Origin of the sequence: Micromonospora zamorensis (assembly GCF_900090275.1) — a bacterium.
In the GTDB taxonomy this organism is placed as follows: domain Bacteria; phylum Actinomycetota; class Actinomycetes; order Mycobacteriales; family Micromonosporaceae; genus Micromonospora; species Micromonospora zamorensis.
In genome coordinates, this window is record NZ_LT607755.1 from 1425311 (window position 1) to 1451435 (window position 26125).

Genomic DNA, 26125 nt, shown 5'->3' on the forward strand with positions numbered 1-26125 from the left:
GTGCCCCACCCCAACGAGGAGAAGCACCCGATGCAAGCTGGCCCGAAGAGCGATGCCCGACCGACCCGGCGACGGGTGGTGATGCTGGTCGACAACGGGGTCCACGGCGACTCTCGGGTGCAGAAGGCCGCGCGGTCCGCGGCGGACGCCGGCTGGGAGGTCGTCCTCCTCGGCATCCGCAACGCACGCTCCGAGGCGGACAGCTGGCGGATCGGCGATGCGGAGGTGCGGCTGCTGCGCGTGCCCAAGCCGCTGCACCGGCTGCCCCGGGAGTACCGCCGGTCGCTGCGCCGGCCGCTGGCGTACGCGTCGACCACCGCGGCCGCCTACCGGGTCCAGGAGATCAAGGCCTGGAAGGCCGACCTCTACGAGCGCCGGGTCCGCGTCCAGGCCCTCGACGGTGGGCTTCTCAGCCCGGTGAGGCGGGCGGCCCAGCTGCCGTCCCGCGCCGCCGCCACGGCGCTGGCCCGATGGGTGCGGTTCCGCAGCGGGGAGACCCGTCGCCTGCGCAAGCTCCAGGCCGACCCCGAGGCGCCGCTCACCCGGCTGCCCGTCCGGTTCTGGCAGGGCCTGCTGGGCAACCGCGCCTGGCGTCGGCTGGACCCGGGCCTGTGGGACTTCGAGCTGGCCTTCCGGACCGCGCTCGACGAGCTGAAGCCGGACATCATCCACGCCAACGACTTCCGGATGCTCGGCATCGGGGCGCGGGCGAAGCTGCGGGCGCGGGCCGCCGGCCGCGACACCAAGCTGGTCTGGGACGCACACGAGTTCGTCGGTGGCATCACCGGCCGTGCCGACAACCCGCGCTGGCTGCCGGCCCAGATCGCCTACACGGCCGAGTACGCCGCCTACCCGGACGCGGTGGTGACGGTCTCCGACACCCTGGCCGACCTGCTCCAGGAGACCCATGCCCTGCCCGAGCGGCCGGCTGTGGTGCTCAACGCGCCGATGGCCCCGCCGGCCGAGGCCGACGGCGACGTGCCGGACCTGCGGGCGCTGTGCGGCGTCGACGACGGGACGCCGCTGCTCGTCTACTCGGGCGCCGTGAATCCGAGCCGCGGCTGCCAGATCATGGTGGAGGCACTGCCGGAACTGCCCGACGTGCACGTCGCGTTCGTGACGATCAACCCGAATGGCGACAACCAGTTCTCCGAGGCGTTGCGGGAACGGGCCGTCGAGCTAGGCGTCGCGGACCGCGTGCACCTGCTGCCGTACGTGTTGCACTGGCAGGTGGTGCCGTTCCTGTCCGGCGCGGACGCCGGGGTCATCCCGATCCACCACAAGCCCAACCACGAGCTGGCGCTGATCACGAAGTTTCTGGAATACGCGCATGCCCGCCTGCCCATCGTGGTCAGTGACGTGAAGACCATGGCGCAGACCGCGCGGGCCACCGGTCAGGGTGAGGTGTTCACCGCGGAGGACCTGACCGACTACGCCCGGGCGGTGCGGGCCGTGCTCGCCGACCCGAAGCGTTACCGAGCTGCCTACGACGAGCCCGGCCTGCTGGAGGCATGGACGTGGGAGGCCCAGGCCCGGATCCTCGACGAGCTGTACAACTCGCTGCTGGGCACGCCCCAAACCGGCGGGGCGCGTCCTCCGTCCGGCCGGCGGCCCGAGGTCGAGCGGGAGTTCGCGGGCACCTCGCGCTGACTCGGACAGACGATTCGGCCGGCTCCCCTCCAGGGCAGCCGGCCGAATCGTTTCCTGCTGGTCCGCCGGTCAGTCGGCCGTGGCCGGCGGCTCCAGCAGCAGCCGGTCGAAGTCCTTCTGCGTGACCGACCAGTCCCAGGTGCTCAGCACGTGCGCCGCCGCCGCCCGGCCCGCCTCGCGCCAGACCTCCTCGGACGCGGTGAGGGCCAGGATCCGCTCGGCGGCCTCTTCCGGCGTACCGACCACCCAGTCGCTGGGGAAGAGGGTCCGGGCGCTGTGTGGGCGGCCGGCGAAGAACGGCCAGTCGCGTACCACCGGCACGGCGCCGCTGGCCGCGCCCTCGACGAGCGCGCAGTGGAAGCTCTCCCGCAGCGAGGTGCTGAGGATGACCCCGACGTCGGTGAGCGCGCCGGGGACGTCGTCGGTGCGGCCGAATCGCACGACGGCGCCGGACGACTCCAGCTCAGCCAGTTCGGCGTCGAGTTCCTGGACGTACGCCTTGATCGCCGGGCTGAGCTCCGGGTTGAGGGCGTCGCCGATCAGCTTGAGGCGGTACCGCTCGTCCCGTCGACGCAGCTCCCGTAGCACGTCCAAGGCCCAGCGCGGGTCCTTGGCCAGCGAACTCAGGCCGACCAGCCCGAGGGTGAACCGGCTGTCGGCGGAGGCCTTGGGCGCTACGTACCGGTGCAACTCCATCGCGTTGTTGATCATGTGCGTCCGGGGACCCTGCGGGGCGCCCAGCCGCGGCACCGCGGCCAACGCCAGGTCGCGGAGGTGCTCGGAGACGAAGACCAGGTCGTCCACCCGGGACCAGTCGGTCAGGTGCGGCCACCAACTGAACGCCTCGAAGCTGTGCAGGCGGACGACGACCCGGGTCGTGCCCGGGTCGATCATTGTCAGCATCGCGGCTCCCAGGTTGCACCAGTCCACAAAGACCGTGTCCGCCCAGTCGAGGTGGGGACCCCACGCCTCCTGGACCTCCCCGGCCCGCTTGGAGCTGCCGGCGAGCATGTGGTGCACCACGTTCGTGCGCCCATTGCTGAGCACCGGGAGGATCGACTCCTCCATCAGGTTCAGCCGGCGGACCTCAACCCCGGGCATCGCCTCGTAGCGTTCGAGGATCGGCCCGAGGAAGTTGTCGTTCAACCCGGTGAAGAAGAGCATCCGGTGCGGCCGGCCGGCCGGCGGGAACGCCGCCGGGCTCTGCCGGCCGCGCGGCGTCGCCATCGCGCGGCCGGCCTCGCTGTTGTGCAGCGGCGCGAGGAACTCCTCCGGATTCTCCGCCAGCGGCGAGGTGGTGCCGTCGAATTGCACGATCCGGTGGAACATCAGGTTGAAGGCGCGCAGCACGTGCGGCGCTGCCTTGCCCGGGTTCCGCTTTTTGAGGAAGGCGTCCGCGAGCTTGAGCTGGCCTCGCACCACGGTCATCAGGTGCTCGGGCACCTTGCCCTGGCTCAGCTCCGCGTCGACGATCGGGCCGAGGAGCTGCCCCCTGGTCGTCGGGCTCTTCAGGCGACCCTGGGCCGCCAATGCCAGCCGCTTCGCGCTGGCGGCGTGCCCGGACTTGAGCATGTTGCCGGTGACTCGCCGGGCGATCTTGCCCCGGTGCCGTTCCGGCAGACCGGGTGCCGTGACGGCCCCCTGCCAGAACCAGCGCACCGGGCCGAGCTTCATGGCCCTCTTCCCGGTGCTCATCTCGAACACCCGCTTCGCCAGGTCGACGGTCTGGCTGCGGGTGGCGCTGGCCAGCACCGCCGGGGCGGGGCCGGCGGTGTTGAGCCGGGGACGGCGGTAGCGCGCCGGGTCGGCGGACCGCTTTTCCACGGCCCGCAATGCCGGGGCGATGCCGTAGACGGCGTCGGCCCGTCGGTAACGCTGGGCGAGCTGCCAGACGGTGTGCAGGGCTTGCGCGTCCAGAGCGACCAGGACGTCGGCGCGCTTGGCGTGCCGGCGGACCCACGGGTCGCGCTGCGCGCGCAGCCACGGGCGCCGGGCCGGGTTCGCCCGTTTGACCATCCGGCCGAACCGCGGGCCCAGCTCCGCCGAGGTGGGCAGCAGGTGTACCTCGGCCAGCTCGGTGGCCGCCGGGATGTTCTCCCCCGGGTCAAAGGTCGTGGCCACCCGCACGGTGACGCCCTTGGCGCGGAACTGCTCGAGCGCGTCGGTCAGGACCGCCACCCGTCCGGGGACGGTGCCCATAACCATCAGGACCTCGATCATGACCTACCTTCTTGGGCCAGGGCACGTGCGCGGGCGGGAGAGGGCTGCGGGGCGGTCGGTCCGCCGGCGCCCAGCACCAACTCGGTGACCTCACGGACGGCAGGGATGAGCTGCTCCTCGCGGGCGTACTGCCGCGCCTCGGCGCGGGCCTTCTCCCGCTCCGCAACGTCGGCGGTACGGGCCATCGCGGCGGCCCGCCGTAGGGCGCTCGCCAGCTCGGCCGGGTCCAGCCCGACCGCGCCGGTCCAGAGCGGGTACGTGGAGAGCACAGTGGAAGCGTCGTGGTCGGCCTCGTGGGCGGAGACCACCGGCAGGCCGGTCGCCATGTACTCGTACACCTTGCCGGAGGTCATGTAGCGGCCGCCGGTCACCATCAGCACCACCGCGTCCCAGCGCGAGTAGAGGTCGACCACCTCGGCCTTGGGCACCGAACCGCCGACCAGCACGCCGTCAACGGCGGCGGCCCTGAGCAGTTCGGCGTGCGCGTTGTCACCGCGCGCCCACGCGGCGCCGATGTGGCCCCGCACCTCGAAGCGGGCGTCGGCCAGCGCTGGATCCTCCGCGCGCGCCGTCCGCCAGCCCTCGAGGACGGCGTTCAGCAGTGGCACGGGCAGGTTCAGCGCGCCGAGGTAGCCGAAGGTCAGCGGCCGGTCCGGCGGGGCGGGACGCACCTGAGCCGGGATGCTGGCCGCGTCGTAGCCGTTGCGCACGACTCGCATCTTGTGCGCCAGCTCGGGGTAGCGCTCCCGGTACCAGCGAGAGATCGGCTCGTTCACGTTCCAGATGGCCACGGCGTCGGTGAGCAGCTTGATCTCCCACTGCCCGGAGACCGACTCCCGGGTGAACGCCTCACCGTTGTTGATCACGTCGACGGACCAGCCGTCGCGGAAGTCCACCACGTACGGCACCCGGTGGGTCTCCCACAGCTTCCAGGTCGCCGCCAGGTTGACGTACGGGGCGCAGGTGGTCACCAGCAGGTCGACGTGCCGCTCCCGGTGGATCTGGAGCAGGGCCTTCTCCAGCGCGGGACGCCATCCGCCGAAGACCGGCTCGGGGAAGACCTTGAGGTTCTGCTTGCGCAGCTCGGCAAGGTAGTCCTTGTGAGCCAGGGCACGCTGCTCGGTGAACGAGCGGATGTCAGTCTCCAGGTCGTCCCGGAACAGCGGCAGCTTCACCACCCGGACGCTGGGGTCCACACCCTGGGAGAGGGTGTGGTCGAGGCCGTACTCGCGCTCCCAGGCCTCGTCCGCGATGGTGACCGCGGTCACGTCCCAACCCGCGGCGGCGAACTGGTTCGCCGTCTCCCGCATGCGGTAGGCGCAGCTCTTGGCCGCCGGCGGGAAGCCGATCGCGAGGTAGACCATGTGCGGTCGGGTTCCGGACCGTCGCGGCCGGGGGAGTTTCAACGAGTCCCAGAGAGTTCGCCCGTTGTTCATCGATTCCGATCCTGGGGAGTGGGAGAGGGCCGCGTCGTGGCCAGGGTGGAAAGGGTCAGGTGGCCCGGCCGGGCGGCGACGAGGTCGGACGACCATCGGACAGAGCGCGGACACCACAATAACGCCGTCCCATGGGCCGGGGCCGCCGACGCCCTCGCGCCGCCTACGGCGAACTGCGCCAGACGATCAGCAGATAGCCGCCGAAGTAAGCGGACATGAGGGCCAGCAGGGTCAGTATGGTGATCGCTCGTGCCCGTGCGGCCTTCGCGAACGCCACCGCCACCGGGATCAGCAGCGGGAATGCCGGCAACAGAAAACGTGCCTTGGAGTGGTAGTAGCCCGCGGCACCGAGCGTGGTGACCAGCAGCAGGCCGCTGTAGAGCAGCAATTGCCACGGCTGCCGGTCGATCAGGCTCAGCACGAAGAGCGTGACCGCCAGCACCGCGACAAGCGTGACGGTGTAGAACTCCAGGGCCGACGCCTCGGTGAGCACCAACCGGCCCCGCCGCAGGGTGTCGACCCCGAAGTCGAAGCTGGTCCCCCAACCGGCGTCCTGGATGTGGAACCAGCCGTCGGGCCTGTCGGTCTGCACGCCGACCCAGGCCAGGTAGCCAACCCAGCCAGCGGGCGCGAGCACCATGGCGACCCAGGGCCGCCAGCCGTCCCGCCGGCGGACGGCGGCGATGAGCGCGGCGAGCCCGACCACCGCGATCAGCGACGATGCCGTCGGCCGGGTCAACCCCGCGAAGAGGCAGAGCGCGCCCGCGGTGAGCCAGCGCTCGCGCAGCAGGGCGTACAGGGTCCAGGCGGCCAGCGCGGTGAACAAACCCTCGCTGTACGACATCGTCTGGACGATGCTGTGCGGTAGCAGTCCCCAGAGCACCGCGAGCATGATCCCGACCCGCCGACCGTGGAGCAGGTTGCCGATGGCAAACAGCCCCCAGGCGGCGGCGAGCGCCGCGATCCAGGCCAGCGCGAGCGCGGTCTTGGGGAAGTCGAGCGGGGTGAGCGGCTCCAGAGCGGCGGTCAGGCCGGGATAGAGCGGGAAGAAGGCCATGTTGCTCTGCAGCCGCTGATAGCCGTCGTAGCCGTGCTGCGCGATCGCGAGGTACCAGTTGCCGTCGGCTCTGGTGAGCAGGCCTTCGGTGCTGCGGCTGGGGGAGGCCCAGAGGTAGAGGGTCAGCCCTCCGAGAACGCGGACCGCGGCGTAGGCGCCGAGCGCGGGCAGCGCGTACCGGGCGCTGGCGAGCACCCGGCGGGCCCGGCTGTCGGGGGCCGTCGGGATCTCGTCAGCTGTCGAGTCCGTCGCCGGCGTCCGGCGCTCGCCGGTCGTCACCACGTCCATGTCTGGTCCTGTCTGCGCATGCTCGGGCCGGTAGGCCCACCGGGAAGAAGCAGGCGGTGGTGGGAATACAGCGGCCAACCCTAGCGGATTTTGTCCGGTACCTCGTCTCTCGGGGGCCGCCGTCCGATGCCGGGGCCCGTACCGAGCGTGGCATCGGGCACCGCGTGCCGGTGCCCGCGGACGGACCCGTATGACCGGAGACGCGTCAGGCTAGGGCGAGGAGCGCCACACCAGGAGCAGGTAGCCGCCGAAGTAGGCGGACATGATCATCAGGGCGGTGATCACGGTGGCCGCCCGGGCCCAGCCGGCCCGGGCCAACGCCACTGCCGGCGGGATCAGCAGCGGAAACGCCGGGATCAGGAACCGGGCCTTGGAGTGGTAGTAGCCGGCCGCGCCGAGTGTGGTGATCAGCAGCAGGCCGCTGTAGAGCAGCAGTTGCCAAGGCTGCTTGTCGAGCACGCTCAGCACGAAGAGCAGGATCGCCAGGCCCGCTATGAGCGTCACCATATAGACCTCCAGCGCCGACGCCTTGCTCAGCACCGTCTGACCCCGCTGCAGGGTGTCGACACCAAAGTCGAAGGTGGTGCCCCACCCGGCGTCCTGGATGTGGAACCAGCCGTCGGGTCGGCCGGTCTCCGAGCCGACCCAGGCCAGGTAGCCCAGCCAGCCGAGGGGTGCCAGGATCATGGCGGCCCAGGGGCGCCAGCCGTGGCGCCGCTTGATGACGGCGATGAGCGCGGCCAGCCCGACGACGCCGATCAGTGACGACCCGGTCGGACGGGTGAGGCCGGCGAGCAGGCAGAGCACGCCCGCGATGAGCCAGCGATCGCGCAGCAGCGCGTAGAGCGTCCAGGCCGCGAGGGCCGTGAACAGGCCCTCGCTGTACGACATCGACTCGACGATGCTGTGCGGAAGCACTCCCCAGAGCACCGCGACCAGGATCCCGACCCGCCGACCGTGCAGCAGATTGCCGACGGCGAACAGCCCCCAGGCGGCGGCGAGCGCCGCAGCCCAGGCCACGACGAGCGCGGTCTTGCGGTGGTCGAACGGGCTGAGCGGTTCCAGCAGAGCCAAGACGCCGGGGTAGAGCGGAAAGAAGGCCATGTTGCTCTGCAGCTTTTCGTACCCGTCGTAGCCGTGTTGGGCAATGGACAGGTAGTAGGTGCCGTCGAACCGGGTGAGCAGGCTCTCCGGGCTGCGGTTGGTGGCGCGGGCCCAGATGTAGAGCGTGACTCCGCCGACCACGCGGGTCGCCGCGTACGCGACCAGGGCCGGCAGGGCCAGCTGGAAGGCGGCGCGGATCCGGAGCATGGCCCCCTCCCGGGGCGCCGGCGTCTCGGCAGGGCCTTGTTCCGTCGTCGACGGGCGGCGTTCGTCGGTCGTCACCACGTCCATATTCGTCCTGTCTACGCTGAGGCGGGGTGATCGGTCGGGCGCGGACGGATCCGGCGCCCCCCGAAGTGGCCCCCGCGCGGCACGGCGGTAACCGGGCGTCGACCAGGACGCAGGTTAGCAACCGGCTCGGCTCAAGCGGGGGACACCCGAGCGCCGCACGGGCGGGTACCACGCCTGACGTGTCGTAGACTCGCTCGGGTCCCGCGGGCGCGGTGCTGGCTGACACGGAAACGGGCAGGAATGGGATCTGACGGCACGACCGCAGCGGTGTCCACCCGGGGACGGGTCGTCATGCTGGTGGACAACGGGGTCATCGGCGACTCGCGGGTACAGAAGGCGGCCCGGTCCGCCGCCGACGCCGGCTGGGACGTCGTCCTGCTCGGGCGTGCGCCGGCCGGGGGGCAGCCGCAGAGCTGGCGCCTCGGTGACGCCGAGGTTCGGCTGATCCCGATGCCCGAGCCGCTGGCCAAGCGCCGACACGAATTCCGACGCGCACTGCTGCGCGCGCCGCTTGCCTACCCGCCGAGCGGGATTGGCGCCCATCGTGCCCAGGCCGTGAAGGCCTGGCGTGCCGACCTGCAGGTCCGCCGCGCCGCACTGACGCTGGCCGCCCGCGACGGCGGTCGTGTCCCGTCGCTGGCCTGGCCGACGCTGCGGTTCGAGGAGAAGTTCTCGACCCTGGTCCGTCTCTGGGTGTCGCTGCGCAACCGGGAGCTGAGCCGAGCCCGTCGTGGCCGCAAGCTGACCAGCCCTTGGGACCGGGCGTACACGCTCTTCTGGCAGCGGCTGCGCGGCGGCGGCGCGTGGCGTCGGCTGGAGCCGGGCCTGTGGGACTACGAGCTGGCCTACGGCCCGGTGGTCGACGAGCTGGCACCGGACCTCATCCACGCCAACGACTTCCGGATGATCGGCGTCGGGGCCCGCGCCAAGATCCGTGCTGCCGCCCAGGGGCGCCGGATCGCACTGCTGTGGGACGCCCACGAATACCTGCCCGGCGTGCAACCGTGGCGCGACAATGCCCGCTGGCTGCCGGGGAACGTCGCCCACGAGCGGGAGTTCGTGCCGTACGCGGACGCCACCATGACCGTCTCGGGCGGGCTGGCCGACCTGCTGCAACGCGAGCACGGGCTGGCGGGGCGCCCGGCGGTGGTGCTCAACGCGCCGACGCTGGAGACGCAGCCGGCGGGCTCCGCCGAGCCGGTACCGGACATCCGGGCGCTCTGCGGGATCGGCCCGGCCACGCCGCTGCTGGTCTACAGCGGGGTGGCCGCGGCCAAGCGCGGGCTCGGGGTGATGGTCGAGGCGCTGCCGCGGCTGCCCGAGGCGCACGTCGCCTTCGTGGTCAACAAGCCCCAGTCGGCGTACGTCAAGGGCCTCCTCCGCCGCGCCGAGGAGCTCGGGGTGGCCGGGCGGGTCCACCTGCTGCCGTACGTTCCGCATCACCAGGTGGTGCCGTTCCTGTCCGGCGCGCAGGTCGGGGTGATCCCGATCCAGCACTGGCCGAATCACGAGATCGCCCTGATCACGAAGTTCTTCGAGTATTCACACGCCCGGCTGCCGCTGGTCGTCTCCGATGTGCGGACGATGGCGGAGACTGTCCGAGAGACCGGCCAGGGCGAGGTGTTCGAGGCCGAGGACGTTGCCGACTTCGTCCGGGCGGTCACCGCGGTGCTCGCCGACCCGGCGCGCTACCGTGCCGCGTACGACCGGCCCGGGTTGCTGGCCGGCTGGACCTGGGAGGCGCAGGCAGAGGTGCTGGACGACGTCTACTCCCGGCTGTTGCCCGCCGCGCCGCCGCGCCCGATGTCCGCCCGCGACACCTCCACCGGCGCCGAGCAGACAGTGGTGGAGGTCGGGGCGTGAGCCAACCCGACGTGACGGTGGTGGTTGCCGTCTACAACACCATGCCGTACCTGACCGCCTGCCTGGATTCGCTGGTCGGGCAGACCATCGGGCTGGACCGGCTCGAAGTCGTCGCGGTCGACGACGGCTCCACCGACCGCAGCGGCGCGGAGCTGGACCGCTACGCGAAGCGGTACCCGGATACGGTCCGGGTGCTGCGCCAGGCAAACTCCGGCGGCCCGGCGGCGCCAAGCAACCGCGCCCTGGACCACGCCCGCGGCCGGTACGTCTTCTTCGTCGGCTCCGACGATCATCTCGGCCCGGAGGCCCTGGAACGCCTGGTGGACGCCGCCGACCGGTGGGGCTCTGACGTGGTGCTCGGGCGAATGGTCGGCACCAACAAGCGCTATGTGCACCAGGCCGTCTACGCGGAAACCCGGGAGCAGGTCGATCTCGTCGACAGTGCACTGCCCTGGTCGCTGTCGAACACCAAGCTGTTCCGGCGGGACCTGATCGAACGGCACGGGCTGCGCTTCCGTACCGACATGCCGATGGGCAGCGACCAGCCGTTCACACTGGAGGCCTGCGTCCGCGCGAACAAGGTCTCCGTCCTCGCCGACTACGAGTACTACTACGCGGTCAAGCGGCACAACGCGCAGAACATCACCTACGCCAGCCGCTTCGAGGAGCGGCTGCGCTGCGCCGAGGAGTTGGTCGGCTTCGTCGCCGGCCTGCTCGAGCCCGGGCCGCGGCGGGACGCGGTCCTGCTGCGTCACTTCAGCTGGGAGGTGGCGAAGCTCCTCCAGACGGAGCTGCTCGACCTCGGCGCCGACGTCCAGGAGCGCGTCCACGACCGGATCCGCAAGTTGGTCGAGGGGTACCTCACCGACGACATCCTGGCCCGGTTGGCCCCCGACCTGCGGCTGCGGCTGGTCGTCGCCCGCGACGCCACGCTGGGTCGGTTGCGTGAGCTGATCCGGCAGCAGGCCGAGCGGACGCCACCCGAGATCAGCATCGAGGATGGCCGCTGGTACGCCCACTATGTCGGCTTCCGTGACCCGTCGCTCGGCTACCCGGACGAGTGGTACGACGTGACCGACGGCTCCGCGAAGGTGCTGGCCATGCTCACCGCGACCCGACTGGCCTGGGGGCGGGACGCCGCAGGCGCCCGATCCCTGGTGGTCACCGCGCAGAGTCGCTGGGCGGAGCTGGCCGACCTGCCCGCCGAGGCACTCCGGGTCAGTGCCGGGGAGGTGGTCGGCGTGACATCCGTCACCACCGGTGCGCCCGGTACCGTCGTACGGACGGTCTTCGCGGTGGACCGGCTGCTCGCGGCCGTGCCGCTCAACGGCGGACGGGAGACGGTACGGGCCGAGGTGAGCACCCCGGTCGGGGTCGGTTCCGCGCCGCTGCGGGCCGACCGCCGGGTCGGCGCGCCCCGCCTGCTCACCCGCCACGGCGTCCGGTTGCACCTCGTCACGCCGACCACGAACCACAAGGGCCAGGTGATCGTCGCGATCACGCCGGTGACCACCGGTCGGTTCCTTGCCCGTCTGCGCCGAATTTGGCCCTCTGGAGGAAAGTAGTTTCATGAACATCTGCGTCGTCGCGCTCGGAAAGATCGGCCTTCCGCTCGCCGTGCAGTTCGCCTCGAAGGGGCACCGGGTGATCGGTGCCGACGTTTCCGAGCGGGTCGTCCAGCTCGTCAACGATGGTGCCGTGCCGTTCCCCGGCGAGGCCGACCTGGACGTGAAGCTGAAGGAGGTGGTGGCCGCCGGGCTGCTGTCGGCCACCACCGACACCGCCGCCGCGGTCGCCGACTCCGAGGCCGTCGTCGTGGTGGTGCCGCTCTTCGTGGACGCCGAGGGCGTACCGGACTTCGGTTGGATGGACGACGCCACCCGGGCCATCGCCCGCGGCCTCAAGCCGGGCACCCTGGTGAGTTACGAGACCACCCTGCCGGTCGGCACCACCCGCAGCCGTTGGGCGTCGATGCTCCAGGAAGGCTCCGGCCTCACCGCCGGAACGGACTTCCACCTGGTCTTCAGCCCGGAGCGGGTGCTCACCGGGCGGGTCTTCGCCGACCTGCGCCGCTACCCGAAGCTGGTCGGTGGCATCGACGAGGCGTCCGCCGCGCACGGCGTGCGCTTCTACGAGGCGGTCCTCGACTTCGACGAGCGGCCCGACCTGGACCGGCCCAACGGCGTGTGGGACCTTGGTTCGGCCGAGGCGTCCGAGCTGGCCAAGCTGGCCGAGACGACCTACCGGGACGTCAACATCGGCCTGGCGAACCAGTTCGCCCGCTTCGCCGACACCGTGGGCGTCGACGTCACCAAGGTCATCGAGGCGTGCAACACCCAGCCGTACAGCCACATCCACTCGCCGGGCATCGCCGTCGGTGGGCACTGCATCCCGATCTACCCGCGGATGTACCTCTGGAACGACCCGGCCGCCACCGTCGTCCGCTCGGCCCGCGAGGCCAACGCGGCCATGCCGGAGTACGCGGTCGACCTGCTCGCCGCCGCGTACGGGGACCTGACCGACGTGGGCGTGCTGGTGCTGGGGGCGGCCTATCGGGGTGGGGTCAAGGAGACCGCCTTCTCCGGCGTCTTCCCGACCGTCGAGGCGCTGCGCCAGCGGGGCGCCAAGCCGTACGTCTCGGACCCGATGTACACCAACGAGGAGTTGGTGGCGCACGGCCTGCCGGCGTACGACGGTGAGCCGCTCGGTGCCGCGGTCATCCAGGCCGACCACGCGGAGTACCGCAGCCTCGCCCCGGCCGACCTGCCGGGCGTGACCGTTCTGGTGGACGGTCGGCGGGTCACCGATCCGGCCCGCTGGGCCGGCGTCCGCCGGGTGGTCATCGGCGGCTGATCCCACCCGTCCGCTCCGGGCCCCGACCGTTCCGCGGCCGGGGCCCGTTGTGCGTGGCATCGGCGGCGCTCGACGCCGCGCGGTTTCAGGGCAGGGAACCGGGCCGATGCCTTACGGGGTGGCCGGCGGCGGCGACCGTATACTCCTGCCTCATGACCGCGTCTGACACTCGTCCTTCCGGCCCCGTTACGACCACTGTCGCAGCGTCTGCTGACGCGGGTAGCACGGTCGTGGGCGCCGGTCCCTCGACGGTGGAGCCGGCAAGGGCCGAGACGGACGGGGCGACCCGGCCCGTTGGGCGCACGGACGAGGGAACCCCGCCGGCTGGCCGACGGTTCGGCCGTGTCGACGCGTTGATCGCGGCGGTCTTCCTTCTGGGTGCACTGTGGGTGACCGGTCGGGGCTGGCGGGACTTCGACGGCCGGCTCCTGGGTACCCGCCCGAACGACCAGGGATTCAACGAGTGGATGCTGGCGTACGCCGCCCACGCGGTCAGTCACCTGGAGAACCCGTTCTTCACGACGCTGCAGAACGCGCCCGACGGCGTCAATCTGATGACCAACGTCGGGATGCAACTCCCGGGTCTGGTGCTCGCGCCGGTCACGCTGCTCTTCGGCGCCTCCTTCTCCTATCTGCTCCTCATCACGCTCAACCTGGCCGGCACCGGTTACGCCTGGTACTACGTGCTCTCCCGGCATGTCGTGAGCTCCCGGGCCGCCGCCGCCATCGGAGGCGTGTTCTGCGCCTTCGCGCCGGCCCTGATCTCCCACAGCAATGGACATCCGCACATCACCGCGCAATGGCTGGTGCCGTTCATCGGGTGGCGGGTGCTCGTGCTCGCCCGACACGGTCGCGTACTACGGGACGGTCTGCTCCTCGGTGCGCTTGTCGCAGCCCAGTTCTTCGTTAGCCTGGAGATCCTCTTCCTGTTCGCCCTCTGCTGCCTGATGGTCGTCCTCGCGCACCTCGCCGTCGAGCCACGGGTGGCGCTGCGCCGCGCCGGTCGACTGGCCGGCGGCCTGGCGGTAGCCGGATCCGTCGTCGCGGCCGTGACCGCCTACCCGCTCTGGATGCAGTTCGCCGGACCGCAGCACAGGGTGGGTCATCCTGGCGAGCCGGACGTCTACGCGCTGAAGCTCGGCTCCTACGTCCGCTACGCGACGGAGTCGATCGCTGGCAGCGCGACCAGCGCCCAGGGCTGGGTAGCGAACACCACCGAGCAGGCCAGTTTCTACGGCTGGTCGTTGTTGGTGGTCGCGCTCGCCGCGGCCTGGTGGCTGCGCCGGGAGGTCACCGTCCGAGTGCTCGCCCTGGTCGCCGTGCTCTGCGCGCTGCTCTCTGTGGGCACCACCTGGACCTGGGGAACAGAACGGACCACCATTCCGGCACCATTCGCGCTGGTGGAGCATCTGCCGGTCTTCGACTCGGTGGTGGTGGCGCGATTCGCGCTCATCACCACCAGCGCGATCGGCGTGCTGCTCGCTCTCGCCGGGGACCGAATCGTCGCACGACGTAAGTCCGGGCAGCCGACGGAGAGGCTGCTCGTCCAGCTCGCCGGTGTGGCGACGCTGGCTGCGCTACTGCCGATTCTGCCGACCCCGCTGGCGGCTCAGGGCCGTTCGCCGGTGCCGCATTTCGTCACCGGAGGCGCGTGGCAGGATCATGTCGCTTCCGGCCGTACCCTGGTGCCGGTTCCCGTGGACAACATGACCTCGCTCTACTGGAGCTCGGCGGCGTTGACGGGGTTCGCGGTCCCGCAGGGATACTTCCTCGCCCCGGTCTCGAAGACGGACGGGACCGGGCGTTGGGGGGTCGAGCCGCAGCCGACCGCGAAGCTGCTCACCGAGGTGGCGGCCGGCCGGCGCGATGGTGTGGTCACACCGGAAGAGATCGCTCAGGCGCGCGCCGACGCCCGGTACTGGCGCGCGGACGCGGTGGCGCTGCCGGGGCACCGCCGGCAAGCTGAGCTCAAGGCGGTGCTTGACGCGATGTACGGCCCAGCTCAGCGGGTGGACGATGTCTGGTTGTGGGACGTGCGTCCGTTCAGCCGCTGAGCTGCCGCCGCAGGGCAGCGGGTCGCCAGCTGTATGTCTCCGACCCGATGTGCAGCAACGAGGAGTGGTGGCGAACCCCGGCCGTTACCCGGCCGGGGTTCGCTGCGTTGCGCCACCTGACGCGCGCACCGCTGTGAGTCGCCTCTCCCGCCCGTTCACCACCGAGACACCCCGGCGATACTTGTGTTACTTGCCCCGTTAAAGGTCGCGGCGGCCGGTATCGAACGCGCCAACACCGGCGAGCAGACAGGGAGTGTGTCGTTGTTCAGCAGAATACGGAGCCAACAGGGTGTCGCCGTCGCCGGCGTGACCCTGCTGGGCTACGGGATCATGGTTCTGGCCGGCGTCCTGGGCTGGGTGATTCCGTTCGTGGTCGCCGCGTTAATCGCGACAGCGGGTGAGTTCGCCCTCGCCAACCGATTCGCCGCCACAGCCGTGCTGCTGGAGAAGGCCGGTATCGAGCCGTTCTGGCGGTGGCTCGTCCGCGACCTCTCGGTGGTCCTGCTGATCGTCAGCACCGTCCGCCCCGGGGTGGCCGCCACGATCGGGATCATGCTGCTGCCGGCCGCGCTCTGGGCCGTGGCCGTCGGCACCACCGCGTTGAACCGGGTCGTCGAGGGCCGGGCCGCGACGCCGGCGTTCACCCGCAACATCGATTTCAGCGCGGTACGCCGGGTGCCGATCCCGCCGGCCTGGGTCGAACGCGTCGTGGGCCTGCGGATGCCGGTGCTCAACTTCCTGCTGCCGCCGGCGGCCGTGGCAGCCGCGCTGGTCGACCGGATCACGCCCGTGCTGGTGACCGGTCTGGTCACCCTGGCCATCGGGCTCGTCGCCGCGGCCGTGCTGGCTTTCACCCTGCTGCGTGGGCGCGGCCGTACCCCCGGGGTGCTGCCCGCCGTGCACGACTGGCTGGCCCGGGAGCGTCCGGAGGTGGCGCTCTACTTCGCCGGCCCCGGCAAGGACGTCTACCAGGCCAACATGTGGCTCGCCCCGGTGGAGGCGGCGGGCCGCCGCGCGGTCGTGCTGCTGCGCGCCGAGGACGCCTTCGAGGCGCTGGCCGACACCCGGCTGCCGGTGATCTGCGTGCCCGCCGGGGTCGACTTCATGAACCTCGACTTCAGCCCCGTCCGGGTGGCGCTCTACGCGGCGAACGTGGGCGCCAACATCCACATGATCCGCGAGCCGGGCGTCCGGCACGTCTTCGTCGGGCACGGCGACAGCGACAAGCAGGCCAGCGTCAATCCCTTCAGCAAGGTGTACGACGAGGTGTGGGTGGCCGGTCGCGCCGGGCGGGAGCGGTACGCGCAGGCCGGGGTGGGCGTGCTCGACCAGGACATCGTCGAGGTGGGCCGGCCGCAGTTGTCCGGGGTGCCGACCTTCGGCTCCGGCCCGACCGACCGTCGGTTCACCGTGCTGTACGCCCCCACCTGGGAGGGGTGGCTGGACGACGACCCGCACCACACGTCGCTGGTGGCGATGGGGGAGCGGATCGTGTCGGGCGTGCTCGCCGCGAACGTGCGCCTGATCTACAAGCCGCACCCGCTGACCGGCACCCGCTGGAACAAGGCCCGGGCGGCCAACGACCGGATCATCAACCTGATCCGGGCCGCTGGCGGCGAGGTGGACGTGAACTCGCTGGACGGCGACGCCCACCTGGTCGTCACCGGCCGGGTGCCGGCCCTGTTCGACTGCTTCAACGTCACCGACCTGCTGATCAGCGACGTGTCCAGTGTGGTCTCCGACTTCGTGCAGAGCCAACGGCCGTACGTGGTGGCCAACCCGGCGAGCCTGCCGGAGGACGAATTCCGTAGCTCGTACCCCACGTCCCGGGCGGCGTACCTGCTCTCCGCCGACTGTGGGGAGCTGGGGAAGATCGTCGACCTCGCCCAAGCTGGCGACGACCCGATGACCGCAGCTCGGCGTGAACTGAAGGAGTACCTGCTCGGCCCGGACGAGCCGAACCCGATGGATCGTTTCCGCGCGGAGATCGAGCGTCTCTGCGCCTGAACTGCGCCCGGTTGCCGGTGAGCGGCGATCCGCTCACCGGCAACCGGTAACGGTCAATCCCGACGCGGCGGGTTCGCCACGTCCCGGGAGACGACCTCGCCCTTCTCGTCGACCCAGCCCTTCGGCCGGGCCGGGTTGCCAGCCACCAGCTGGTACGGCGCCACGTCTCGAGTGACGACCGAGCCAGCGGCGATCATCGCGTACTCGCCGACCTCGATGCCGCAGACCAGTGTGGCGTTCGCGCCGATCGAGGCGCCCCGCCGGACCAGGGTCGGCGTGATCGTCCAGTCCGGATTCTGCGCCCTCGGCCGGAAGTCGTTGGTGAAGACCGCACACGGGCCGACGAAGACCTCGTCCTCCAGCGTCACACCCTGGTAGACGGAGACGTTGTTCTGGATCTTCACGCGGTCGCCGACCGTCACGGTGGCGTCGACATACACGTTGCGCCCGATCACGCAGCCCGCGCCCACCTGGGCCGACGATCGGATGTGGGCCAGGTGCCAGACCTTGGTGCCGTCGCCGACCTGGGCGCCGTCCTCGACGTCGGCGGTGGGGTGGACGAAGACCGAGGGGGTCGGTGAGGTGCTGTCAGTCATCCTTCAACTCGCATGGGTCGCAGGGCGCGCCGGGCGCCGTCGGTGACCCGCGCCGCCTCGGGCCGGAGACCGGGCACCGGGCGCGCGGATCGGGGCTGCCACGCTGCCCCGGGCACGGAGCGTGTCGTGGGGGCGCGGGACTCGGCGTAGCATATCGACCGCTCAGCCGAGCAGCGCCGCCACCGCCTCGGCGGCCGGGGTGTCCGCCGGCAACGCCTGCGCCGCCACCACCGCCGCGACCGGCAGCGGACCGTACACGTGTGGGAAGAGCTGCCCGCCGCGCGACGGCTCCCAGCGCAGCGTGTCGCCCAACCGCTCTTCGGCCACGCTGAGCAGGGTCAACCCGGTCGCACCGGCGAAGTGCCGCCGCGCTGTCTCCACCACCTGGTCCGCGCCGGAGAGGTGGATGAACCCGTCCTGCCGGTCCACGGCGGAGCCGGAGAAGGCGCCGGCGGCGAGGGCGTCGTCCCATTCCGTGTTCGACAGCAGTTTGTAGATCACCTCGGCAGCCTACGGGGGTCCGGTCGGCGTGCTGGCCCGGTTTTCGCCGGTACCGCCGCGCCCGTCGCCCCCCGCCGGGCATGCTCAGGTCAAGGGCCGCGGAGGGGATGGGCGATGCAGAGCTACGACGACGACTGGACCGACAGCCAGCGCGCGCTGTACGACGAGTGCTACCGGGCGGGCGGCGAGTGGGCCGAGGATCCGGACACTCCGTCCGACGACGTCCAGCACGTGATCAACCTGGCCGAGGCGGACGACGACGCCTTCCAGGATGCCGAGATCGACTATCCGCCCCTGGTCGACGCGGTGACCCAGGCCAGCGGCGTCAACGTCACCAGCGTGCCGGCCAGTCACGAGGACCCGGGCTTTCGCGGCTTCACCGACGGCGTCCGGGACGCCACCGCCGACGACGTCTTCGGCCTCTAGGGTCTGCGTCAAAGCCCTCCGCCTCGGCTCGACCGAGGACTCTGACACACACCCTGGCTGGCACATCGCGGTATCCGGCCTCCCGTTCCGCGCACGCTTCTGCCACCATTCGCAGAACGGCGCTGCGACGGACGGGGGCACGGGTGCGGATCCTGCTGGTGGAGGACGACCGCCGGGTCGCCGCTGCGCTCTCCTCCGCCCTGACGCGCCGCGGATACGAGGTCGAGCACGCGGGCACCGTCGCCGCCGCCCTCTCCGCCGCCCCGTGCGACCTGGTGCTGCTCGACCTGACCCTGCCCGACGGGGACGGCACCGACCTGTGCCGGGAGCTGCGCCGGCGCAGCAGCCAGCTCGGCATCATCGCGGTGACCGCGCGGGGCGAGGAACGCGATCGGGTGCTGGGTCTGCGCCTCGGCGCGGACGACTACGTCGTCAAGCCGTTCTCGATGGTGGAGTTGCAGGCACGGATCGAGGCGGTGCTGCGCCGGGCCGCGAACGCCGCGCCGCAGCGGCACCTCATCGAGGCCGGGTCGGTGCGTATCGACGTGCCCGCCCGGACGGTGACCGTGGACGGCCGCGACGTCACGTTGACCCGCAAGGAGTTCGACGTGCTGCTCTCGCTGGCCCGCCAGCCCGGGGTGGCGGTGCCGCGCGATCGCATCCTGCTCGACGCCTGGGGCACCACCTGGGCTGACCGGCACACGGTCGAGGTGCACGTGGGGTCGTTGCGCGGCAAGCTCGGTGACGCCCGTCTGGTGGAGACCGTGCGCGGTGTCGGCTACCGACTGCGCGTCGCGTGAGGGGCTGACGTGCGCCGCCGTCTGGTGATCAGCTATCTGCTGCTGATGGTGCTGGTCCTCATCGCGTTGGAGACACCGCTGGCCGCGACGATGGCCAGCCGCGAGACGGAGCGGGTCCGCGCCGACCGGCTCGCCGACGCCACCCGGTTCGCCTCGCTGGCCGGGCCGGCGTTACGCGACGGCGGGCCGGGCCCGATCGAGTCGGAGCTGACCAGTTACGACAACCTGTACGCGATCGGCGCCGCGATCGTCGACCGGGACCGCAGCACCCCGGTCTCGTCGCCGAGGTACCGGCCCGGCCCGGTGACCGCGACGGTCCTGGACATCGCGCTGTCCGGGCAGCAGACCAGCGCGCCCGAGTCGGTCTGGCCCTGGACGACCGACCCGGTGGCGGTGGCGGTGCCGATCAACGACGGCGGTGAGGTGCTCGGCGCGGTGGTGATCGTGACCCCGTCCGGCCCGATCCGCCGAGCTGTCACCTCGTGGTGGCTGCTGCTCGCCCTGGCTGGTCTGCTCGTCGTGCTGGCCTGCGTGCTCACCGCATTCGGGTTGGCCGGTTGGGTGCTGCGCCCGGTCACCGAGCTGGACGCGGTCACCCACGAGATCGCCGAGGGCGACCGGGGCGCCCGGGTGCAGCACCGCCTGGGCCCGCCGGAGCTACGCCGTCTCGCGGCCAGCTTCAACCACATGGCCGACGTGGTCTCCGACGTGATGGACCGGCAGCGTGCCTTCGTCGCACACGCCAGCCACCAGCTGCGCAACCCGCTCACCGCGCTGAGGCTGCGCGTGGAGGAGTTGGGCCCCAGCCTCACCGACCCGGACGGCCGGTCCGAGCACCAGTTGGCACTGGAGGAGACCGACCGGCTGGCGTTGGTGCTCGACGCGCTGCTCACCCTCGCCCGGGCCGAACGGGAGGAGAACGAGCGGGTCACCGTGGACGCCGCCGCGGTGGCCGCGTCCCGCGTTACCGCGTGGGCGCCGCTGGCCCGGCACCGTTCGGTCGCGTTGCGGTTGGCCACCACCGACGCCCCGGCGTACGCCCGGACCGTGCCGACCGCCGTCGACCAGGCGCTGGACGCGCTGATCGACAACGCGGTGAAGTTCAGCGGGGCCGGTGGGGCGGTGACGGTGACGGTGGCCCGCCGCGACGACGGGGTGGCCCTGGAGGTGCGCGACTCCGGCCCGGGCATGACCGAGAGTCAGCTCGGCCAGGCGACCGAGCGGTTCTGGCGGGCCCCGGACGTGCAGAACGTGGACGGCGCGGGGCTGGGCCTGACCATCGCCGCGGTGTTGGTGGACGCGTCCGACGGGCGGCTCACCATGCGCCTGGGGGAGTCGCGCGGGTTGGTCGCCGCCCTGTGGTTCCCGGCGCCGGAATCCGACCCGTCGGTGGAGCCTGCGGACGAGGAGGTGCCCGCCGACCTGCGGCCCGCCCCGGCGCGGTGACGCCTGCCGTCAGGGTTTGGCCGCGCGGTACCAGGCGGCGGCCCCGGGGTGCAGCGGCAGCGGCGCGGTGACGATCGCCGAGCGGGGGCTCATCCGGCCCGCCGCCGGGTGCGCGGCGGCCAGTTCGGCCCGGCGCTCCATCAACAGCCTGGTCACCTCCCGAACCAACCGCTCCGGCAGGTTGGCCCGCACGATCAGGTAGTTCGGGTTGGCCACCGTGGTCACCGCGTCCACCCCGTACACCGAGCGGGGGATGTCCCGGGAGACGTAGACCTGCCCGTAGCGGGAGCGCAGCGGCTCGGTCCATTCGCTGAGGTCGACGATCCGGGTGGCGCTGCGCCAGGCCAGCTCCTCGATGCCCCGCACCGGCAACCCGCCGGAGAAGAAGAACGCGTCGATCAGCCCGGACCGCAGTGCCGCCACCGATTCGTCCAGCCCGAGCCGTTCCCTGCGCACCTCGTCACCGCCCAGGCGGGCGACCTCCAGCAGCCGGGTCGCGGTGATCTCGGTGCCCGAGCCGGACGCGCCGACGGAGACTCGGCGGCCCTGCAGGTCGGCGACCGTGCGGACCGGGCCGCCGCCGGTGGTGACCAGGTGCAGTTGGTCGTCGTACACCCGGGCGATGGCCTCGACCGCGGGGCTTTCCGCCGTGCTGGTGGGCAGCACGTCGGCCTGGGTGAAACCCAGCTCGGCCGCGCCGGACCCGACCAGTTGGACGTTCTCCGCCGAGGCGGCGGTGATCACCACGCTGGCCCGCACGTTGGGCAGTTCCCGGTTGAGGATGGCCGCCAGGGACTGCCCGAACGCGTAGTAGACGGCGGTGGGGCTGCCGGTGGCGATCCGGATCGTCGTCGGCGCGGCTGGCGCGTCCCGGCAGCCGGCGGCGGCCAGGGTCGCGGTCAGCAGCACCGTCAACAGGGCAGCGGGCCCCGCGCGGCGGCGGCCGGGCCGGCGGGACGAGGTACGACTCACGCGGTGCACTGTGCGCCGTCGCCCGGGCGCGCGCAAGCCCCCTGCCGTGCCGCGCCGGGTGGGTGTGGCCGGAACCTCGATCAGCAGGCCGGGCTGCGTGTCGGCGTCACGACCCCGCTCCGCGTCGCCACCGCCCCGCGCGCCGGTTCCAACGCCGCGCTGCTCAGGATCCGCGCCCGGTCCGGGCCGTCGGCGACGCTGACCAGGAAGCAACCGGTGCCGGGGCGCAGCCGGGCCGGCACGTCGAGCACGGCAGCGCTGCGGATCAGCACCGCGGCCAGCTCCCGGTCGGTGAGCCGCACGCCGAGGATGTGCCGCCGGACGTGCCGCCCGGCGGCCAGCAGCGCCGAGCGCCAGGCCGCCGCCGCGAGCCGGCTCACCAACCGCCGGCGCGCCGGCGAGGCACCGGGCAGCGGCCCGCCGAGCAGCTCACGCCGCCCCTGCCACCAGCCTGCGTCCAACACCCGGCTGTACGCCTCCCGGTGCTCCTGCGGCACCCAGAGCCGGTGCAGCTCGTAGCGGCGGCGCAGGCCGCCCACGACGACCTCGTGGGTCACCGGGATGTCCAGCCGGGCGAGCAGTTGCCGGGTGCGTTGTGCGGCGTCCTCCCGGTTGAACTCCACCCCGGGCGCGTGCGCCAGGCGTGCCGGGCCCGGCCGGGCGGCGGTCGGCGGCGGTGTGCAGCGCAGCAGGCAGGCAGCCTCGAACGCGTCGCCCAGGGTCAGCCAGTCCAACGGAGAGGACGGCGCCGGGGACCGGGGTCGGTCGAGCAGGGCGGGTTCGAGGGTCAACGAAGGCTCCCTTGCCGGAGTCTGGGTTCCCCTACCGTGGTCCCTGCGTCGCCGTTACGGAACTCCTCCGGCCCAGCCTTGAGCAAATCTTGCGGCTGCCGGAACTGCTACAGGTCGGTGACCACCAGGTCGACCTGCCGTACTCGGCCGGGCTCGGTGGGCTGCTCCACGACGGTGTGCTTCAGCTCGCCCAGCGTGCCGACCAGCTCGTCGGCGGTGCGCGGTCGGGCGCCGGCGACGAGCAGGTCGCGGACCAGCCGCCCCTTGGTCGCCTTGTTGAAGTGGCTCACCACCGACCGGACCGGTACGCCGTCCACCTCCCGCTCGTGCAGCACCCGGACGGTGACGGTCCGCTCGGCCAGCGCCCCGCGCGGCGTCCAGGTGGCCGCGTACGCGCCGGAGCGCAGGTCCAGCACCGGGCCCTTACCGGCGGCGGCGTCCAGCACCGGCGTCAGCTCCCGACGCCAGTACGCGGACAACGCCCCGACGCCCGGCAGGCGAGCGCCGATGGGGCAGCGGTACGGGGGGATCCGGTCGGCCAGCCGGACCGCGCCCCACAGCCCGGAACTGATCATGATCGACCGGCGGGCCGCCCGCTGCGCCGCAACCGGCAGCGAGGCCAGGTCCAACGCCTCGTAGAGCACCCCGGTGTAGAGCCGCTCGGCGGGCGCGGTGGCAGCCTCCCGCAGCCGGGCGTTGCGCCGCAGCTCGCCCCGCTGGCCGTCGCTGAGCCCGAGCGCCGCCCGCGCGGCCTCCTCGTCCGGCCCGGCGCAGAGCGCCACCAGGGCGTCCAGCACCCGCTCACGGGCAGCGTTCAGCTCGGGCAGCGAGACCCGGTCCGGGGCCCAGCGCCGCCCGGTGCCGGCGTCGGCCTTCCCCTCCGAGGGCGGCAGCAGGATGAGCATGGTTCTCCTCGACGGGCGCAACGGCGGCGCCCCACGCGCCGGCCCGGCCAGCGTACGACCCGTCGCTACCGCCAGGGTCGTACCGGGGTGTCGGGGTGGTACACGCGATAGCCGCCGACCTCGCGCACGAGTGCGGTGTCGGCACGGTCGGCGAGCAGCCGACGCAGCCGCCGATCCATCGGCGAGTCGACCTCCACCACGTACCCCGGTCGTTCGGCCCGCCCGACCTGCCGCCAGTACGGCCGGTAGCGGTTCTGCCCGGGGGACAGGTCGCCGTCGAGCACCCCGCAGACCACCGTCTCATCCGTGTTGAAGATCAACCGGTTACAGGTCCAGTAGTCCCCGTACACCTCGTGGGGTCCGTCAGCGCGCAGCGCGGCGGCCAACTCCCGGGCCCCGCGCTCCTCGGTCCGCGACGCGCCGGTGTCGGTGGCCGCGAAGAGCACGGTGATCACCACCGTGGTCGCGGTCAGCGCGGCCAGCACGGCTGTGGACAGCGCGCCGGTGAGCCGGCCGAGCGCCCCGACCGTGCCCCGCCAGCAGGCCACCGCCGCCACCCACAGCGGCCAGAGCACCGCCGGCAGCGACAGTTGCAGCACCGACAGGTACCGGGCGTTGTCCAGCGGGCTGGTCGCGGCGAGCGGGCTGCGCACGTACGACAGCAGGGTCAACGCGGCACCGGCGACCAGCGCGAGCTGCACGACCGGCCCGACCCGCTCCCCGCGCGGCGCCGCAGCCGCGCGACGGTACGCGAGCACCGCGAGCACCGCGCCGACCACCAGCAGCACCGGATACAACACGCCGAACCACTGTTGCCACCGGCCGCAGCCGCCCACCGGGCAGAGCCCGTGCGCCAGCGGCACCCCCTCCAGCAGACCGCCTCGGATCCGGTCCGACCACGGCGGCGTCGGCCCGGCCTTGGTGCTGACCTCGCGGAACACCGACAGCGAGTCCTCACCGGGCCCGGCCCGCAGGTTGTCGAGAATCATCGGCGCCACCCCGACGACGGCCCCCACCACCAGCAGCAGGCCGGACCAGCCGAGCAGTTCCCGCCGCACCGCCCACACCAGGGCGAGTCCGGCCACCGCCAGGTACGGCAGGATCAGCCAGTCCGACCAGGCGGCCAACCCGACGAGCAGGCCGAACACCGCGACCGCGAGCCGTCGGCGGCGAACTGTGCCGGCGGCCAACCCCACGGTGAGCAGCAGCATCAGCAGCACCGCCGGCTTCACCTCGGGCCGGCCACCGACCACCGTGATCTGGTCGCGCACCACCCGCTCTCCGCCGAGCGCGAGCAGGCCCACGACGAAGGTGGCGAACCAGGGTGTGCAGAGCCGACGGGTCAGCCGGTGGATCAGGTAGAGGAACAGCGCGTACAGCGCGAGCATCGGCAGCCGCAGCACCGGCCAGCTCGGCCCGGCCACCGCCAGCAGGGGAGCGGCCAGGTACGACTCCAGCATCCCCATGTAGTGCTGGCCGTAGAGGAAGACCGGGCGTTCCCGGCCCTGCCCGATGTGCAGCGCGGCGAGACCGAAGGTTGCCTCGTCGCTGTTCGACACCGGCACCGTGAACAGGGTCAGGACCAGCCGGTAGACGACACCGGCCAGCTCGAACAGCAGCGCGACGAGCGCCGGCCGGTCGAGTCGCGGACGCCATCGCCCACGGTGCTGCTCCAGATCTGACACGACCACGCCCCCGTCGCCGTCCGGACGGAGTGTTTCACGTTCGGCGGGGTCGCCGGGGTGGATCGGCGCAGCCGGCACGGCTCACGTGGCCGTGGCTGACGACGTGTGGCAGGGTTGGCGGGTGCCACCCACTCCCGCCGGCCAGTTGGCCGTTCCGAACCTGCACCGAGCTGCGCGGATCGAGGACGCCGTCCACGAGCTCGTCCAGCGTCGGCTGCGGCGCACAGGGTGGCGGGTCAACATCGTCGCGTACACCGGCTATGGCGCGCCGGGCTGGGTGCGGGTGATGTGCCGGGTCCTGCTGGGCCGTCCGGACACCCGCCAGCGGGGTCGGCTGGACAAGGTCCGCGGCTGGCGCAGCTTCACCACGCTGCCCAACAAGCACGTCACAGTGACCATCGAGGCCGGCGGGGTGCGGCACGAGACGCAGGCCGACCGCAGCGGCTTCGTCGACACCCTGGTCGAGGCCGACCTGCCACCCGGCTGGGGCACCGTCCGGCTCAGCGTGCCGGACGCCGAGCCGGTCGACGCGCCGGTGCGCATCCTCGACCCGGAGGTCAAGTTCGGCATCATCTCCGACATCGACGACACGGTGATGGTGACCGCGCTGCCCCGACCGCTGCTCGCCGCGTGGAACACGTTCGTGCTCGACGAGCACGCCCGCAACGCCGTGCCCGGCATGGCCGTGCTCTACGAGCGGCTCGTCACCGGACACCCCGGCGCCCCGGTCTTCTACCTCTCCACGGGCGCGTGGAACGTGGCACCGACGCTGACCCGGTTCCTGTCCCGGCACCTCTACCCGGCCGGGCCGCTGCTGTTGACCGACTGGGGGCCGACCGCCGACCGGTGGTTCCGCAGCGGGCGGGAGCACAAGCGGGTCACCCTGGCCCGGATGGCCAAGGAGTTTCCCGACGTGAAGTGGCTGCTGGTCGGCGACGACGGGCAGCACGACCAGGAGATCTACCGCGAGTTCGCCGCCGCCCACCCGGAGAACGTCGCCGCGGTGGCGATCCGTCGGCTCTCGCCGACGCAGTCGGTGCTGGCCGGTAGCCTGCCCGCCCCGGCCGGCTCGTCGTCGGCGGGACCGGTGGGGCAGAAGTGGCTCTCCGCACCCGACGGCGCGGGGCTGTGGAAGCTGTTGCGCGACGCCGGGCTGGTCTGACCGTCCGACGTCGCCGTC

Annotated in this window: 20 protein-coding genes; 10 read left to right on the plus strand and 10 right to left on the minus strand. The window is 72.2% G+C overall.

Annotation, left to right across the window (positions count from 1 at the left end; genetic code table 11):
• Positions 1-30 precede the first annotated feature (30 nt).
• The gene (locus GA0070619_RS06420; protein ID WP_172861991.1) at positions 31-1650 is read left to right on the plus strand and encodes a glycosyltransferase family 4 protein; all 1620 of its coding nucleotides are present in this window, start codon (positions 31-33) and stop codon (positions 1648-1650) included.
• Positions 1651-1719: 69 nt separating this feature from the next.
• Here GA0070619_RS06420 and GA0070619_RS06425 read toward each other — a convergent pair whose 3' ends face one another.
• The 4 genes from GA0070619_RS06425 to GA0070619_RS06440 form a co-directional block, all read right to left on the minus strand.
• Entirely contained in the window at positions 1720-3870 is a 2151-nt protein-coding gene (locus tag GA0070619_RS06425) for a glycosyltransferase family protein (protein ID WP_231927299.1), read from the minus strand.
• A complete protein-coding gene (locus GA0070619_RS06430; RefSeq protein ID WP_231927300.1) occupies positions 3867-5234 on the minus strand; it encodes a glycosyltransferase in 1368 nt (455 codons plus the stop codon). Before GA0070619_RS06430 ends, GA0070619_RS06425 begins: the two co-directional genes overlap by 4 nt.
• Before the next feature lie 235 nt (positions 5235-5469).
• Positions 5470-6651, minus strand: a complete 1182-nt coding sequence (locus tag GA0070619_RS06435) for a hypothetical protein (RefSeq protein WP_231927301.1) — start codon at positions 6649-6651, stop codon at positions 5470-5472.
• A 210-nt stretch (positions 6652-6861) separates the two neighbouring features.
• Positions 6862-7962, minus strand: coding sequence for a mannosyltransferase family protein (locus GA0070619_RS06440; protein WP_231927302.1), 1101 nt, complete (start codon positions 7960-7962; stop codon positions 6862-6864).
• 375 nt (positions 7963-8337) lie between these two features.
• Here GA0070619_RS06440 and GA0070619_RS06445 point away from each other — a divergent pair, with 375 nt between their 5' ends.
• The 5 genes from GA0070619_RS06445 (at position 8338) to GA0070619_RS06465 (ending at position 16823) form a co-directional block, all read left to right on the plus strand.
• Positions 8338-9909: a glycosyltransferase family 4 protein gene (locus GA0070619_RS06445; RefSeq protein ID WP_088951597.1), complete on the plus strand. Its 1572-nt coding sequence runs from the start codon at positions 8338-8340 to the stop codon at positions 9907-9909.
• Positions 9906-11474 (plus strand): glycosyltransferase family 2 protein, encoded by a 1569-nt coding sequence (locus GA0070619_RS06450; protein WP_088947213.1) that lies wholly within the window; start codon positions 9906-9908, stop codon positions 11472-11474. The genes GA0070619_RS06445 and GA0070619_RS06450 overlap by 4 nt, the downstream gene beginning before the upstream one ends.
• Positions 11475-11478: 4 nt before the next feature.
• On the plus strand, positions 11479-12762 hold the full coding sequence (locus GA0070619_RS06455; protein ID WP_088947214.1) for a nucleotide sugar dehydrogenase: 1284 nt from the start codon (positions 11479-11481) through the stop codon (positions 12760-12762).
• Between the two features lie 389 nt (positions 12763-13151).
• Positions 13152-14816 (plus strand): hypothetical protein, encoded by a 1665-nt coding sequence (locus tag GA0070619_RS06460; RefSeq protein WP_231927303.1) that lies wholly within the window; start codon positions 13152-13154, stop codon positions 14814-14816.
• 261 nt (positions 14817-15077) lie between these two features.
• Positions 15078-16823: a CDP-glycerol glycerophosphotransferase family protein gene (locus tag GA0070619_RS06465; protein ID WP_088951598.1), complete on the plus strand. Its 1746-nt coding sequence runs from the start codon at positions 15078-15080 to the stop codon at positions 16821-16823.
• A gap of 53 nt (positions 16824-16876) precedes the next feature.
• On the opposite strand, the gene GA0070619_RS06470 is transcribed toward GA0070619_RS06465, so the two are convergent.
• Positions 16877-17419: an acyltransferase gene (locus GA0070619_RS06470; protein ID WP_088947215.1), complete on the minus strand. Its 543-nt coding sequence runs from the start codon at positions 17417-17419 to the stop codon at positions 16877-16879.
• Between the two features lie 162 nt (positions 17420-17581).
• The gene (locus GA0070619_RS06475; protein ID WP_088947216.1) at positions 17582-17920 is read right to left on the minus strand and encodes a DUF952 domain-containing protein; all 339 of its coding nucleotides are present in this window, start codon (positions 17918-17920) and stop codon (positions 17582-17584) included.
• Between the two features lie 114 nt (positions 17921-18034).
• Between GA0070619_RS06475 and GA0070619_RS06480 the strand changes: the two genes are divergently transcribed.
• The 3 genes from GA0070619_RS06480 to GA0070619_RS06490 all read left to right on the plus strand — a co-directional run bounded on the left by GA0070619_RS06480 (position 18035) and on the right by GA0070619_RS06490 (position 20592).
• Positions 18035-18346, plus strand: a complete 312-nt coding sequence (locus tag GA0070619_RS06480; RefSeq protein ID WP_088947217.1) for a hypothetical protein — start codon at positions 18035-18037, stop codon at positions 18344-18346.
• 143 nt (positions 18347-18489) lie between these two features.
• On the plus strand, positions 18490-19146 hold the full coding sequence (locus GA0070619_RS06485) for a response regulator transcription factor (protein ID WP_088947218.1): 657 nt from the start codon (positions 18490-18492) through the stop codon (positions 19144-19146).
• Positions 19147-19155: 9 nt separating this feature from the next.
• On the plus strand, positions 19156-20592 hold the full coding sequence (locus GA0070619_RS06490; RefSeq protein ID WP_088947219.1) for a sensor histidine kinase: 1437 nt from the start codon (positions 19156-19158) through the stop codon (positions 20590-20592).
• 9 nt (positions 20593-20601) lie between these two features.
• Here the strand turns inward: GA0070619_RS06490 and GA0070619_RS06495 are convergent, their stop codons facing one another.
• The 4 genes from GA0070619_RS06495 to GA0070619_RS06510 form a co-directional block, all read right to left on the minus strand.
• Entirely contained in the window at positions 20602-21573 is a 972-nt protein-coding gene (locus tag GA0070619_RS06495; RefSeq protein ID WP_088947220.1) for a TAXI family TRAP transporter solute-binding subunit, read from the minus strand.
• A 71-nt stretch (positions 21574-21644) separates the two neighbouring features.
• Positions 21645-22355: a hypothetical protein gene (locus tag GA0070619_RS06500; protein ID WP_088947221.1), complete on the minus strand. Its 711-nt coding sequence runs from the start codon at positions 22353-22355 to the stop codon at positions 21645-21647.
• Between the two features lie 107 nt (positions 22356-22462).
• A complete protein-coding gene (yaaA, locus tag GA0070619_RS06505; RefSeq protein WP_088947222.1) occupies positions 22463-23260 on the minus strand; it encodes a peroxide stress protein YaaA in 798 nt (265 codons plus the stop codon).
• 65 nt (positions 23261-23325) lie between these two features.
• Entirely contained in the window at positions 23326-24945 is a 1620-nt protein-coding gene (locus tag GA0070619_RS06510) for a hypothetical protein (protein ID WP_088951599.1), read from the minus strand.
• Positions 24946-25066: 121 nt separating this feature from the next.
• On the opposite strand from GA0070619_RS06510, the gene GA0070619_RS06515 reads away from it, so the two are divergent.
• Positions 25067-26107, plus strand: a complete 1041-nt coding sequence (locus tag GA0070619_RS06515; protein ID WP_088951600.1) for an App1 family protein — start codon at positions 25067-25069, stop codon at positions 26105-26107.
• Positions 26108-26125: the final 18 nt, after the last annotated feature.

Bases quoted from the DNA above. Each gene is read 5' to 3' on its own strand.
- GA0070619_RS06445 (WP_088951597.1), top strand. From the start codon at position 8,338: ATGCTGGTGGACAACGGGGTCATCGGCGACTCGCGGGTACAGAAGGCG.
- yaaA (WP_088947222.1), bottom strand. From the start codon at position 23,260: ATGCTCATCCTGCTGCCGCCCTCGGAGGGGAAGGCCGACGCCGGCACC.
- GA0070619_RS06425 (WP_231927299.1), bottom strand. From the start codon at position 3,870: ATGATCGAGGTCCTGATGGTTATGGGCACCGTCCCCGGACGGGTGGCG.
- GA0070619_RS06430 (WP_231927300.1), bottom strand. From the start codon at position 5,234: ATGGTCTACCTCGCGATCGGCTTCCCGCCGGCGGCCAAGAGCTGCGCC.
- GA0070619_RS06440 (WP_231927302.1), bottom strand. From the start codon at position 7,962: ATGCTCCGGATCCGCGCCGCCTTCCAGCTGGCCCTGCCGGCCCTGGTC.
- GA0070619_RS06435 (WP_231927301.1), bottom strand. From the start codon at position 6,651: ATGGACGTGGTGACGACCGGCGAGCGCCGGACGCCGGCGACGGACTCG.
- GA0070619_RS06470 (WP_088947215.1), bottom strand. From the start codon at position 17,419: ATGACTGACAGCACCTCACCGACCCCCTCGGTCTTCGTCCACCCCACC.
- GA0070619_RS06420 (WP_172861991.1), top strand. From the start codon at position 31: ATGCAAGCTGGCCCGAAGAGCGATGCCCGACCGACCCGGCGACGGGTG.
- GA0070619_RS06480 (WP_088947217.1), top strand. From the start codon at position 18,035: ATGCAGAGCTACGACGACGACTGGACCGACAGCCAGCGCGCGCTGTAC.
- GA0070619_RS06455 (WP_088947214.1), top strand. From the start codon at position 11,479: ATGAACATCTGCGTCGTCGCGCTCGGAAAGATCGGCCTTCCGCTCGCC.